We start from the raw sequence: 12,675 nt of genomic DNA on the forward strand, positions 1-12,675 counted from the left end.
GGCAGAAGAAGAGACAAAAGCTCTGCTGTCAAGCGGGTGAGGAAACCCCACCCGCCTACGCGGTGGGGTAGTTCATTCACTAGCTGTCCCCTGCTGCCTGAACGAAAAATCGTTGAAAAGTTCCTAGAAGTTGTATGCCTCTATTGCACCGCCTGGGCAAGCGCTCGGATCCCCGCTTGCAGACGTTCTTCAACGTCGGCCTCCAGCCGCAGGGTGCCGTCCGCCTCAAACTGGATTTGCGAGCTGAGGATGTAGACCCCTTTCAAGATATGGGTTGCGCCCATCACGGCCAGCACCGGCTTCATGGCAAAGTCGATGGCCAGCAGGTGGGCCAGCGTTCCGCCTGTGGCGATGGGGAGAATCACCTTGCCGGTAAAGGCATCTTGGTCTAGCAAATCCAGCAGTGCCTTAAACACACCTGGGTAAGAAGCTTTGTAAACAGGGACGGAGAGAATGATCCCGGCGGCCTGGGCCACCTTTTCCTGAATCTGCTTGAGTTGAGGGCTCTCGAAGTTGACCCGCACCAGATCCTCTGGCGGCAAGTCCCGCACCGAGACAAACTCCGTTGTCAACCCGAGACCGGACAGGATCCCGGCAGCGTGATGCAAAATCGCTTCCGAGCGAGAAGGAGTGCTGGGACTACCGGAGAGCAAGAGGATGCTGGACATAGGTTGCAGACAGAAGGCTGCCTCAGTTGTATCAGGGATCCCACGTGCAAGATGATGATAAACTAGAAGAGACAGGGCTTCAGGATGCCGGGCCCGGTTCTGTGCGGGCGTAGTTCAGTGGTAGAACGCTAGCTTCCCAAGCTGGATGTCGTGAGTTCGAGTCTCATCGCCCGCTTCTGAACCAGCAAAACCCTCTCTCGCCGCTGCCGATCCCAACCTACCCCTAGCCAGTGTCGAGGTTGAAGGGAGGAGTGGCAGCACGTAGCTTCTGGAGGCAAGAGCAAGCTGCCCTGCTGAACTGGCCAGGGATCTTGCTAGGACATCTGCTGAAGGGGCACTTCCAGCCCCACCTGCGAGGCAAAGGTTGGCGGGCAACGATGACCGAACAACGCCGCCAGATCCAGCGGTTGCTCAGGGACAATCCCAGCCTCAAGCCCGTGGCAGCCCCGCAAGAAGCTTATCAGGACGGGATCCTGGTGGTGGTGAGAGAAACGCCCCTGTCTGAGACAGATCTGCCGGCCCAGTGTCCCTGCACATTAGAGCAGGTGATGGATCCCGACTTTTACCCTGGCAAGGAAGATCCCCCGTGATCTGCTCAGCCCGCCGAACCGGCAGCAGGGCCCCTGTGGGTCTCCACCGGGTTGTCCACCACTCGTCGCAGCACGCCGTTGACGAAAGCGGCGGCCTCCGGATCCCCGTATTTTTTGGCCAATTCTACAGCTTCGTTGATGGCGACCTTGTCGGGGCTGCTGCGCAGGATCTCCATTTCCACCACTGCCAGGCGCAGGATATCGCGCTCGATCCGCCCCACCCGCTGCAGTTGCCAGCCTACCAAAACCCCTTGCAAACGGGCATCGATAGCCTCCTTATGGGTGCGCAGGGCAGTCAACAGTTGGAGAGCATAGGTGCGCACCTCTTGCGCTTGGGCGATGTGCAACAGCTCCGGCATGGAGAGGGCAGCTCCCAGCCGGTTGACCGCCTTTTGGGACAACTGAACGACCTCATCCAGGATGTGGCGGACGCTGTACAGCCGCTGTTCCATGTGTTCCAGGGCTTGGCCGGCGTTGCTGAGGGCCACTTGGGCTTGGTGGGCCAGCTCCAGCAATTCTCCCGGCGCGGTGTCGCGGGCGTTGGCCGCCTTCAGAGCCGTTTCCAAGCGTTGTAGATGTCGTTGGGCCTGCTGAAGGCGGACAGTAAGGGAGCGAGATCCGCCCTCTTCCTTGGCATCAGAAGCAGCCAATAACAGGGGATCACTCTCGTGCAACAGGCGATCGCTGCGCTGAATTTCTGCCGCCGCCGTGGAGAGAGTTTCATGGGTCTCTTCCTGCAGGGCGCGGATGGCTGCCAGCAGCAAGTCCTCCAGTTGTTTTTCGCTCAGTTTGGCCGCCGTGGCCGGCAGTTGGTTGACCCCTAGCAGGGCCAGTTCGCGGGCAACACGCCGAGGTTGCATTGCAGAATACCCATGCTTTTAAACGACTGCCCCATCCCGCAAGGCGGTGCTACCGGGCTTAGCCATGCTAGCAGGCTGCGGCGGGGCAAGGAAGAACCCGAGGCCTCGCTGTCAACTCGCCTCGGAAGGGCGGCTCAACACGCGAAATACCAACGATGAACTCTGCTCTTCGCCAAAGCGAGATTGGCTGGAGACCGAGAGGGTGAGCCGCCGCTTGCTGCGGGTGATGCCCACGTATAGCAGCCGCAACCGCTCTGCAGCCAAGTCTAGAAAGGCCTGTTCGGTAGGAGAGTTGGCCTGCAGCTCCCAATATCTTCTGCGGCTGAGCTGTCGCAACTGGGCCAGGGCCTCTGCCTGCATATCCACATCTTCCAAAAAAGCTAGGCCAAGGCGACGCTCTCCGTACTGGGCGGGAAACTCGTAGGCCGACACCTGGGGGATGAAGACCTGATCCCATTCCAAACCCTTGGCACGGTGCAGCGTAGCAACGGTGATGCTGCCCGGCTCGGGGTTGAAGGCAAAGATCTCCGAGGGCAGGTTGTTGAGGCGGTAATCCAGAATCACCTGAAATTCTTGGGCAATCTCCTGCCAATCGACCTCAGGCAGGGATCCCAGCACCTGCTCCAACTGGTCGATGACGTAGCGACCCACAAACAGTTCTTCCGGCTCGCGGTAGAGGCTTTGGACAACTACATTCAGCACTTCCGGCCAAGGGGAGCGCCCAGCCCGCAGCCAAGCCCCCAGGGTACGCAGCAGCCTGCCCAGGCTTTGCCAAGAGGGGCTATCCGGCAAAGTAGGGGCTTCCCCAAACTGGGGAAAGAGCAGCCGCTCCGGCAGTGAGGCGCGGATCCAGCCCAGCATCGGCTGCAGCTCAGCCCGTGGGATCCCGGCCCAGTCGGCTAGGTGATCCACAGCAGCGGCCAGGCGAGCGGGGACAGTGGGCTGTGCCAACCAGTCGATTATTCCCTTGAGTTGCAGCAGCACCCGCCGCTGGCTGGGGTTGCCCCGCAACAGGTCGATCACCTGCTCTGCCCCCAGTTCCCGCAGGTAGTCGAGGGCCTTGCCCCCCAGCTCGTTGGTGGTGACCAGAATGGCCACCGTCTGGTCGGGGAAAGCTTGGGCGGCTGCCAGGGCCCACCGTGTTACCTCCTGCAGCTCCTCCTCCGGCGATCCGGCTACCCGGCGAAACTCCACCTGCCCCTCGCTGGCCGGGGGATTCTGGCCACCGGTGGTGGCCGGACGAATGTGCTGGGGAGCCAGGGCAGTGCGCAGGGCCGGGATGGGGTGCTTCTGGTTTACCCAGTCCACTAGGCGGTTGGCCAACTCGAGGATCTGGGGGGCGCTGCGGCTGGACTCTTCTAGGATTACTCGGGGACTGGCCTGACAAAAGTCACGAAACAGCCGCGGCTCGGCGGTGGTGAAGGTGCCCATGATGCTTTGGTTGGGATCCCCCACCCGCACCAGGTTGCCGGTGCGCTGGCTGAGCAACCGCAGCAGCTCTTCTTGTAGGGGGGAGCTGTCCTGGGCCTCGTCCTCGAACAGGTAGTCATACCAATTTTGCACCTGCTGCCCCAGCGCCGGGTCGCGCTCGATCAGCTCCACCGCCTGCCAGCCCAGGTCGTCGTAGTCCAGCTTGCCCAGGCGGCGCAGCTCCGCTTGGTAGGCAGCATAGATCGGAGCCGCCCAACCCAGATAGCCCTCCCTATCAGCAGGGATCTGCTCCGGCCCCAGACGCAGATTCTTGGCCGTGCTAATCACCGCCTGCACCATCTGTTGGAAGCTGCGCCGGAACCGCGTCCGGTTTCGAACCACCTTCTGGTGGGAATCGTCGGGGGGAATCAGCGGCTCCCAGAGGTAAGTGTGGTGGGCGAGCCAGGCGCGGCAGAGACGGCTGAGCAGGCGCTCCTGTTCATATCCCTCCAGGATGGACAGCTCTTCCCAAGGGCCGGGGGCCTCCCGCAACACCCGCAGCGCTAGGGAATGCAAGGTAAAGGCTTGGGTAAAGCGATCTGGGTAGCCCGCCTCTTGCAGGCGTTGGTTGATACGGCGCAGCAGATTGACCCGTGCCGAACGCATGTAGGTGAACACCCCGATGCGATCCGGTGGGATCCCTCGCTTCAGGATGAGATCGGCGATTAGCAGCTCCAGGATGAACGTCTTGCCGCTCCCCGGAACTGCCGCGATCCCCAGAGGCCCCGAGCGATACGCCAATGCCCGTTGCTGTTCTGGACGCAACGCGACTTGGGAAAAAGGAGAAGCAGCCAAACCCACCCTCGGATCCCTACCTAGCCGAGGATAAAAGTCTCGATGGCCGCCACCACTCCATCTTCGCTGACGGGAGGAGCCACCCAATCGGCGTGGGGCAGCAAAGCCGGCGAGGCATTCCCCATGGCCACCCCGATCCCTGCATACCGCAGCATCTCAATGTCATTGTCGCCATCGCCGATGGCCATCACCTGCTCCGCTGACACCCCCAGCAGCTCTTCCGCCAGAAAGCGAACGGCATTGCCCTTGTTCACCGCCGGATGGGTGGCCTCCAGAAAAATCGGCTCCGAGCGGGTGAGGTAGATCTGCTCAGGAGAATACCGCTGCCGCAGGGATCCCTGTAATGCCTGCAGAAACTCCGTATCTTCACAAACAGCCAGGATCTTGGTGGGGCTTTTCCCATATTGGGCGGGGGAAAGCATCTGGAGCGGCACCTGGGAGCGCTCGGCATAGGCTTGGCTGAGGGGGCTGAGCTCTCGCACATAGAGCTGGTCATCGATGTAGAGGTGCACCCCCACCGGCTGATCCTGCAGCACCTGCAACAGCTCCTCCGTCAGCGACCAGTCCAGGCTCCAGTGCTTCAGGGTCTTTTGGCTGTCGGGATCCCGAATGAGCGCCCCCTGATAGCTGCAGAGGGGCATGTCCGCTCCAATGGCGTAATGAAACCGCTCAGCAGAGCGATGCATCCGACCTGTGGCAATGGCCACCCGCACGCCTGCAGCCTTGGCTTTTTGAATGGCCTGCCGCACCGGCTCCGAAACCTGGTTGGAAGGCCCCGCAATCGTGCCGTCGATGTCCACCACCAACAGCCGAATGTCCCTCTGGATCCAAGCTCCCTTTTCCCTTTTTTTCTCCTGGACTTGAGCTTCTGCTCCAGTTTGCATTGCCCCTCCTCCTGGCAACCTCCCAGACCCTAACACGACTGCTGCGGAGTTTGTCGATAGTCAAATTAACCCGAGCTCGATGGGAAATTGAAATTGATGAAGAATCTCGATAGGGATTGAATACCTCAAATAGCCGGCTGGGGGATCGGATCCCTGCCCTCTGCTGTCTAGGGAAAGAGCATACAATTGAGGAAGACTAGCTCCGTGATGGACAAAAACACCGTGAACATGCTGAAACGAATTGGTCGCGTCTGCCGGCCTTTGCTAGCCGTTGCCTTGGCCTTGATCTTGGCTTTGGCTCCTGTCAGTACTGTCTGGGCCCGCAGTGGTGGTCGCATTGGCGGTGGCTCTTTCCGCTCTCCGACCTTCTCTGCCCCCCGCTCGGCTCCGGTGTACCCCAGCTATGGAGGGGGGTTTGGGTTTCCCCTAGTGGTGCCCTTTTTCTGGGGTGGTGGTGGCGGCCTGCTGACACTGCTGCTCTTGATTGGGGCCGGTAGCTTTCTGGTGCGCAGCTTGCGCTCGGCTGTTTCTGAAGATGGCGACGAGGGGGTTGCTGACCTGCCGGTAACGGTGGCTCAGGTAAAAGTGGGCCTGCTGGCCAGCGCCCGACAACTGCAAAAAGACATGAACGCCCTGGCTCTGGAAGCGGATACCCAATCGCCGGAAGGGCTGAGCCAGTTGTTGCAAGAGGTCACCCTCGGCTTGATGCGCTACAGCGACTACTGGGCCTATGGTCATGCCCAAGCAGAGAAGCTGCCCCTCTCCCGCGCCGAGTCTCTGTTCTATCAAGCTTCCCTACAGGAGCGCAGCAAGTTCAGCGCCGAAACCCTCAGCAACCGCAACAACCAGATTCAGCAGGTTCCCCAAGCAGTTCTGAAACGCGCTGCTGCCGAAATCCCGGATGTCGGCGAGTATCTGGTCGTTACTCTACTAGTTGCGTATCGAGGCAACTCAGGTACACTACCTGTAGTTAAATCTGCGGCGGATCTGCGGCAGTGCCTGCTGCAGTTGGCCTCCATTCCGGCGGAGCGAATTGTGGCCATCGAAGTGCTGTGGACGCCGCAGTTGGAAGGAGACACCCTGTCGGCAGAGGCGCTGTTGACCGAGTACCCGGAAATGCGGCTCCTGTGAGGGCGCTGGGGTGAGAAGACGGCTGCTGTCGGCTAGGGGTCTCACCGCCAAGGGAGGTTCTATGTCCGGGTTTGATGCTTCGGCAGACAGGAGCCGTCGTTCTCCTTGGGCTGCATTGGGTTACACGAGTCAAGCAGATTCCCTGCTGGATGAGCTGCTTGAGGATTTGGAGCACAGCCTTGAAGAAGGGCTGGTGGAAGAGTACCCCTATTGGGGCACGCGCCCGCCGCTGCCTTTGCGGCGCTCTTCTATTGCCTCAGGGATCCTACTGGGTTTGGCTTTGGCGACCACTCTGGTGGCAGGGCTAGCCTTCTGGATGACCCTGCGCCCCCGGCCAGGAGTCTTTTCTCAGGCCACTCCTCCTCGGCTGAGGGATCCTTTGACTGAGGCCCCCGATTCTCCCAACTCCGATTTCCTGCTGGCCCAGGAACCATCCCTGCCCCCATCTGCGGGAGGTGGAACTCCTCGAGATCCATCTGCGGAAGTTTCGTCTCAGGAGCCACCTGGGACAACCTTGGTCAAGCCGGAGGCGAAAACACTCTCTGCAACTCCGCCGGTGGCTGCCGCTCCTACCCTTGCAGCGGCAACCAGTGCTCCTCCTCCCCCGAGGGTAGCCGCTCCGCCGGCGTTGGCGGGGATCTGGGCCCAGCCTGTGCCGCAGATGAAGCTGGTGGGGTTGATCCACGATCCAGGCGATCCCAAGGCTCTGATTCTGATTGACAACGTGGTGCGACAGGTGCCGGTTGGCCAGGCGGTGAAAGCAGAGTGGCGGGTCACCTCCATCAGCCCCTACGGGGTGAGGGTAAGCAATGGCGCTCAAAGCGTCACCTTGCAATTGGGGTTGTCGCAACGGATCTAGCTAGATATCCTTCTTTCATCGGGAGAGGGATCCCTGTGGAAGGTTGGATCAAAAAAGGGAGAAGGGGCAGATGAAATTCGCCAAGCTGGGGCGAATGAGCCGCGGCAGAGTGGGATTGGGCTTAGCTTTGGGGTACCTCTGTCTCGGTCTGTTCGCTTGTCGCAGTGCGCCCCCCTCTTCTGGCTCTCCATCTGGGATCCCAGCGGCCTACGCCCATCGCCCGCAACTGCAAGGGAAGGCAGTGGTGGAGTTAGAGGTGCAAACTGCCGAAGGAGTGGGCAAGGTTCTCTTGGAGATCCACGGGGAGGAGGCGCCCCTTACTGCCGGCCAGTTTGTGGATTTGGTGCAGCGGGGCTTTTACAACGGTCTCACCTTCCATCGGGTGGAGAAAGATCCCCAGCCCTTTGTGGTGCAGGGCGGGGATCCGCGGGGGGATGGCACCGGCGGCGCCACCGAGCCGGGCAGCAACCGCTTGCGCACCATCCCTTTGGAGATCCAGGTGCGCGGGGAGCCTCATCCCCGCTACAACACCTTGATTGAGGATCCCATCGCCCTGAGCAAGCTGGCCTTGCCCCATCGCTTGGGGGCAGTAGCCATGGCCCGTTCCAGCCCTCTCGACTCGGCTTCTTCCCAGTTTTATATCGCCCTCTCTGCTCTGCCGATCCTGGATGGGCGCTATGCCGTGTTCGGCTATGTCATCGAGGGGATGGAGTGGGTGGAGCGCCTCCAGGTGGGGGATGTGATCCGCTCGGCGCGGGTGCTGGAAGGAGCGGACTTGCTCAGGTATCCAGCAGGAGCAGATCAGACGGCGGCCCCCGGCGGTTTATGATAGGCAGCAGCTCTGCTGCTGGTTCGGCTGTCGTGGCTTGGGGAGGGGAGAGTTTTGTGCTCGCCCTCTCCAGCAACCTGTGGGCGCCTTTTCATGCATGAAGACGCTTTTTCTCCTCTTGAACCCCTAGACGAGCTGCCACCTCACTCGCCGCCGGAGGTGGATGTGGAGCGGATGCTGCAGCAGTTGCAGGATCCGGATCCCCGTTTGCGGATGCAGGCAGCCCGCGCCTTCTGTGAGATCGAAGAACCCCGCGCCATCCCGCGCCTATTGGCTTTGCTCAGGGATCCCTGCCCGTTGGTGCGGGTGGGAGCAGCCTATGCCCTGGGTCGCAATCCGGCTCCCGCTGAGGTGGAGGTGCTGATCGACAGCTTGCGCCGCGATTGGAATGGCTATGTACGCAAAGGCCTGGTGTGGGCCCTGGGCAATGCTAAGGATCCCCGCGCCTATCCGGTGTTGCTGGAAGTATTGGCTGAAGATATCGCGGCAGTGCGACTGTGGGCGGCCAGCGCCCTCGGACAATTGGCCCAAGCTCAGGTGTTGTCCGGCCCGGCTCTGCAGGAGGTAGCGGCAGCCCTCTGTCGGGGTTTGGCCCACGATCCGGTGGCGGCAGTCCGCGGCAACTGTGCCTGGAGCCTGGGGATCCTCGGGCAACAGGTGAAATTGGCTCTCGAGGATCCCACCGTTTACGCGATGTTGAAAAGGCAATTGCTGACAAGCGCCAGCTGCGATCCCGATTGGGGAGTGCGGGATGATGCGCGGCTTGCCCTCCTAAAGTTGGCAGATCCCGACTTGCCGGAGCAAGCGGATAACCTTAAGTAAACTACCCGCCACGACGACCGCCAGCCCTACTCCCTCAGGGAGACAGCCCAAGCGCGCGGCGCGGCTCACGCGACCCCCCCCAGCCCCTCTCCCTTCGGGAGAGGGGAGGTAGGGATCGACGCAACGAACGGTTTCATTGCCATTGGAAACGACTGTAACTGGGCGGCGGCTTCAGCGCACCAGATCGAGCAGCCAGGCAAAGTAGAAGCGGCTTTGAATGGTTTGCCGTTGTTGCACTTTCCAGCCCCACTCAGTAAGGTGGCTCACCAGCGTCGCCTCGCGGTGCTGATAGGCGCGGGTGGTCTTGCTGGGGCCGGGGAAAAACTCCCCCACTTTCTTCAGCAGCGTCAGCCAGGGAGTTTTGGGAGCAAAGCTGAAGAGCAGACGAGACTTGGCCAGTCCGGTCAGGTGCCTGAGCATGCGCAGGGCGTCGGCTTCGGGATAGTGGATCATCACATCCAGGCAGACGACGACATCGTACTCCCCTGTCAGTTCCTCCAAATCCAAAACCTGAAACTGGGGGTTGTCTGTGGATCCCAGCTCCATCTGTTGGCGGCGACGCGCTTCGTTGACCATTTGCTCCGAGATGTCGCTGGCAAATACCTGCGCCCCGCGGGCGGCCAAAGGCAAGCTAAGGCTGCCCACCCCGCAGCCGGCATCGCAAATGCGCAAACCAGAGGGATCCCCCAGCCATTGCAACACCGTCTCGACCGTGCGGGCATGGCCCAGTCGAATATCTTTTTGGACGAAATTGACTTCCTCGTTGCCGTAAATGCGGCGCCAGCGCTCGAAGCCGACTGTGTTGAAATAGTTGCGGACGATGGTTTTTTCCTGCATAAGACTGCCAGTTGTATGCCGGGATCCGCCGGGGAATCACTTCTTGGCAAGCCGATGTCTCCCCGGAGATGCGGATACATTCTACCTTGAAGCCGTTGCTCCCACTTCCAACCCCTATTCCACGGCTGTATTAGATGCCTACAGCGGGATAAAACTTGATGACGGAAGCTGAGATTGCCCAGGCGTTGCAGGCCAGCTTGGCTGTCCCTGTCAAAATTGCTGTCAAACGTCGCCAGGGCCATTTGCACGTTCTCCTCAACCGCTCCCCGCAAACGCAGCTCAACCACCCCCATCTCACCCAACAGGTGCGAGCCGGGCTGGCGGCGTTGGGGCATTCCGAATACGAGTGGCAGCAAACCGAGCCACTGCGGGATCCTCTCTTGGGCGCTGAGGAAACCACGCTCGTGCTGGAAAAACAAAGCCATCGGCTGCTGCAGGATCTGACGCTGGCTGCTCCCGATTCCGCCAGCCCCCAGCCTGAGCCCAGAGAAAAGGCTCTCGACAAGAAAGCTGCTGGCAAGGGCAGATCCCGTATTGCCTGGCTGTGGCCGGCAGTGCTGATGGTCGGGATGGCGGTGGCGGTCTTGCTCCTTTTCTTTCTCTAGAAAGCAGTCTGGCTGGGGATCAAGCCGGCTGTGGTGAAGACCCGGATCCAGACGGGGCTGGGCGAGTCGAAGCTGCCCTTTGCAGGGCATCCTGCAGCATCCGCTCCACCAGCTCCGTAAACGTCCACCCCAGCGCCGCTGCCGCATCAGGGCAAAGCGAAGTAGGGGTCATGCCGGGCAGGGTGTTCACCTCCAGCACCCAGGGGTTTTCGTCGGCATCCACCCGCAGATCCACCCGTGCCAGGCCCTCACATCCCAACACCTGATAGGCCCTTAGCCCTGCCGCCTCGCAGCGGGCCAACCCTGCCCCGCTGAGGGAACAAGGGATCAAATGCCGCGAGCCGCCGGGGGCATACTTGGCTTCGTAATCGTAAAAATCCCCCTGAGCGGGGATGATCTCAATGGCCGGGAAAACCTGGCCGGAGAGGATGGAGAGGGTGATCTCTTTGCCGGGAATGTAGCGCTCCAGGAAAACCCGCGACGAGACCGATCGGGCCAGCGCCAGCCCCTGAGCCAACGACATCTCATCCCGCGCAATGCTGATCCCCACCGTCGAGCCGCTGTTGCTGGGCTTCACTACCAGCGGGGATCCCAAGTGCGCCACGCACTCGGCCCAGGAGAGCGGCTGCGCTTCATCCCAGACCAGCCACTCAGGGGTGGGGATCCCTTCGGCGCGAAAGATCTGCTTGGAGACCAGCTTGTCCATGGCTAGGGCACTGGCCAACGGCCCGGATCCCTGGTAGGGCAGGCCTAGCCACTCCAGCATCCCCTGCACCACTCCATCCTCACCGCCGGGGCCGTGCAGGGCAATCCAAACGAACTCGCAGCCGGCCTGCCGCTCCTGCCAAAGGCGCAGCGGCAGATCCTCCTCGGGGTCGATTAGCTTTACCCGATGCCCCAGATCCTCCAGCGCCCGCTTACAGGCTTTGCCCGTGACCCAAGAGATCTGCCGTTCTGCCGAACGACCCCCTGCCAAGACAACAATGTTCATGGCTTAACCCCAAAGCACTCCCCACTCTCAGCAACCGGCACCAGGATAGCCGCATCCCCCCACTCTACCCTACGAAGGAGGGCGGCGGCGGCGCAAAAACTCGGGAATGTCCAAGCCCCCGGAAGCAGGGGGCTCAGGCTCAGGGGGCTGCCGAGGCGATGGCTCAGGGCTAGGAAAGGTGGGCTTGCGCGTCCCCACCTTGTTGGGGTTGGCAACAGCGGTTTTGGCTGCGAAAGCACTGGGTGCCGTCCGCGATCGGTCGAAACCGGTGGCGATGACGGTGATGCGCACCTCCCCTTGCATACGCTCGTCTTGCACAGTGCCGAAGATGATGTTGGCCTCCGGATCCACAGCCTCGGCGATGATCTCAGCCGCTACCGTGACCTCGTGCAACGACAGATCCAGCCCGCCGGTGATGTTGAAGAGCACGCCCTTGGCCCCTTCGATGGAAGTTTCTAGAAGGGGCGAAGACACGGCGGTAATGGCGGCTTCGCGGGCGCGGGACTTGCCGGATCCCATGCCAATGCCCATTAGGGCAGTGCCAGCATCGGCCATCACGCTGCGCACATCGGCAAAATCCACGTTGATCATGCCGGGGATGAGGATGATGTCCGAGATGCCCTGCACCCCCTGGCGCAAGACATCGTCCGCGACGCGAAAGGCCTCGTGGACAGGGGTTTGCTCGGAGATCACCGAGAGCAACTTGTCGTTGGGGATCACAATCAGGGTATCCACTGCCTCCTGCAGAGCTTGGATCCCCTCTTCGGCCTGCTTGGCGCGCCGCTTGCCCTCAAAAGAAAAAGGCCGCGTTACGACTCCTACGGTTAGGGCACCGCTGGCCTTGGCAATCTGGGCAACCACAGGCGCTCCCCCTGTCCCTGTGCCCCCGCCCATGCCAGCGGCAATAAAGACCAGATCCGCCCCCTTGAGAATGGCGGCAATTTCTTCACTGGACTCTTCAGCAGCTTTCTGACCAATGGCCGGGTTGCCGCCTGCCCCCAACCCTCGGGTTAACTTTTGCCCGATTTGCAGGCGGTTCACCGTCGATGTTGAGGATTGAGCGAGGGCCTGAGCATCCGTATTGATGCTCCAAAACTCGACGCCCTTGAGGTTGCTGGCCGCCATCCGACTGACCGCGTTGCCACCTCCACCCCCCACGCCCACCACCTTAATTTTCGCGGCATTGCTCGGCATGTTCCCCTCTGGATGATTCGCCGCCTTGGTCTGGGCTCCGTTTCTCTCGTACTCGACCTGAGAGTCCTCCCCCACGTAGCGCTCACTCCAGGGGGAAGGCGTTGACTGGGCTTGCTCCAAACCCTGCCCGGGATTGGGGG

General features: G+C 61.3%; 13 protein-coding genes and 1 tRNA gene. 7 read left to right on the forward strand and 7 right to left on the reverse strand.

From position 1 onward, the window contains the following. Positions 1-140: 140 nt before the first annotated feature. Complete coding sequence (ssuE, locus tag NW845_RS05450; protein WP_414370493.1) at positions 141-668, reverse strand: NADPH-dependent FMN reductase; 528 nt, start codon at positions 666-668, stop codon at positions 141-143. A gap of 103 nt (positions 669-771) precedes the next feature. Here ssuE and NW845_RS05455 point away from each other — a divergent pair. Then, a tRNA-Gly gene (locus NW845_RS05455) sits at positions 772-843 on the forward strand. A 76-nt stretch (positions 844-919) separates the two neighbouring features. Then, positions 920-1,258 carry a DUF29 domain-containing protein gene (locus NW845_RS05460; protein ID WP_414365936.1) on the forward strand — a complete coding sequence of 113 codons (339 nt, stop codon included), beginning with the start codon at positions 920-922 and terminating at the stop codon, positions 1,256-1,258. Between the two features lie 5 nt (positions 1,259-1,263). Here the strand turns inward: NW845_RS05460 and nusB are convergent, their stop codons facing one another. From nusB to NW845_RS05475, 3 genes are all read right to left on the reverse strand, one after another. Then, positions 1,264-2,118 carry a transcription antitermination factor NusB gene (gene nusB, locus NW845_RS05465; RefSeq protein WP_414365935.1) on the reverse strand — a complete coding sequence of 285 codons (855 nt, stop codon included), beginning with the start codon at positions 2,116-2,118 and terminating at the stop codon, positions 1,264-1,266. Positions 2,119-2,229: 111 nt separating this feature from the next. Then, positions 2,230-4,389 (reverse strand): ATP-dependent helicase, encoded by a 2,160-nt coding sequence (locus tag NW845_RS05470; RefSeq protein ID WP_414377329.1) that lies wholly within the window; start codon positions 4,387-4,389, stop codon positions 2,230-2,232. 14 nt (positions 4,390-4,403) lie between these two features. Beyond that, entirely contained in the window at positions 4,404-5,267 is an 864-nt protein-coding gene (locus NW845_RS05475; protein ID WP_414377331.1) for a Cof-type HAD-IIB family hydrolase, read from the reverse strand. A gap of 207 nt (positions 5,268-5,474) precedes the next feature. Between NW845_RS05475 and NW845_RS05480 the strand changes: the two genes are divergently transcribed. The 4 genes from NW845_RS05480 to NW845_RS05495 all read left to right on the forward strand — a co-directional run bounded on the left by NW845_RS05480 (position 5,475) and on the right by NW845_RS05495 (position 8,908). Beyond that, on the forward strand, positions 5,475-6,398 hold the full coding sequence (locus NW845_RS05480) for a DUF1517 domain-containing protein (protein ID WP_414377333.1): 924 nt from the start codon (positions 5,475-5,477) through the stop codon (positions 6,396-6,398). A gap of 61 nt (positions 6,399-6,459) precedes the next feature. Then, positions 6,460-7,257 carry a hypothetical protein gene (locus tag NW845_RS05485; protein ID WP_414377335.1) on the forward strand — a complete coding sequence of 266 codons (798 nt, stop codon included), beginning with the start codon at positions 6,460-6,462 and terminating at the stop codon, positions 7,255-7,257. A 70-nt stretch (positions 7,258-7,327) separates the two neighbouring features. Continuing rightward, entirely contained in the window at positions 7,328-8,086 is a 759-nt protein-coding gene (locus tag NW845_RS05490) for a peptidylprolyl isomerase (RefSeq protein ID WP_414377336.1), read from the forward strand. Between the two features lie 93 nt (positions 8,087-8,179). Continuing rightward, entirely contained in the window at positions 8,180-8,908 is a 729-nt protein-coding gene (locus tag NW845_RS05495) for a HEAT repeat domain-containing protein (RefSeq protein ID WP_414377339.1), read from the forward strand. Between the two features lie 171 nt (positions 8,909-9,079). Here NW845_RS05495 and bchM read toward each other — a convergent pair whose 3' ends face one another. Beyond that, on the reverse strand, positions 9,080-9,745 hold the full coding sequence (gene bchM, locus NW845_RS05500; RefSeq protein ID WP_414377342.1) for a magnesium protoporphyrin IX methyltransferase: 666 nt from the start codon (positions 9,743-9,745) through the stop codon (positions 9,080-9,082). Positions 9,746-9,903: 158 nt separating this feature from the next. On the opposite strand from bchM, the gene NW845_RS05505 reads away from it, so the two are divergent. Next, complete coding sequence (locus NW845_RS05505; protein ID WP_414377344.1) at positions 9,904-10,350, forward strand: hypothetical protein; 447 nt, start codon at positions 9,904-9,906, stop codon at positions 10,348-10,350. Between the two features lie 19 nt (positions 10,351-10,369). On the opposite strand, the gene NW845_RS05510 is transcribed toward NW845_RS05505, so the two are convergent. Further along, entirely contained in the window at positions 10,370-11,341 is a 972-nt protein-coding gene (locus NW845_RS05510) for a D-alanine--D-alanine ligase (protein ID WP_414377346.1), read from the reverse strand. A gap of 69 nt (positions 11,342-11,410) precedes the next feature. Beyond that, positions 11,411-12,535, reverse strand: a complete 1,125-nt coding sequence (gene ftsZ / locus NW845_RS05515; protein WP_414365925.1) for a cell division protein FtsZ — start codon at positions 12,533-12,535, stop codon at positions 11,411-11,413. Between the last annotated feature and the right edge of the window lie 140 nt (positions 12,536-12,675).

The organism is Synechococcus sp. H60.2 (assembly GCF_047462315.1).
In the GTDB taxonomy this organism is placed as follows: Bacteria; Cyanobacteriota; Cyanobacteriia; order Thermostichales; family Thermostichaceae; genus Thermostichus.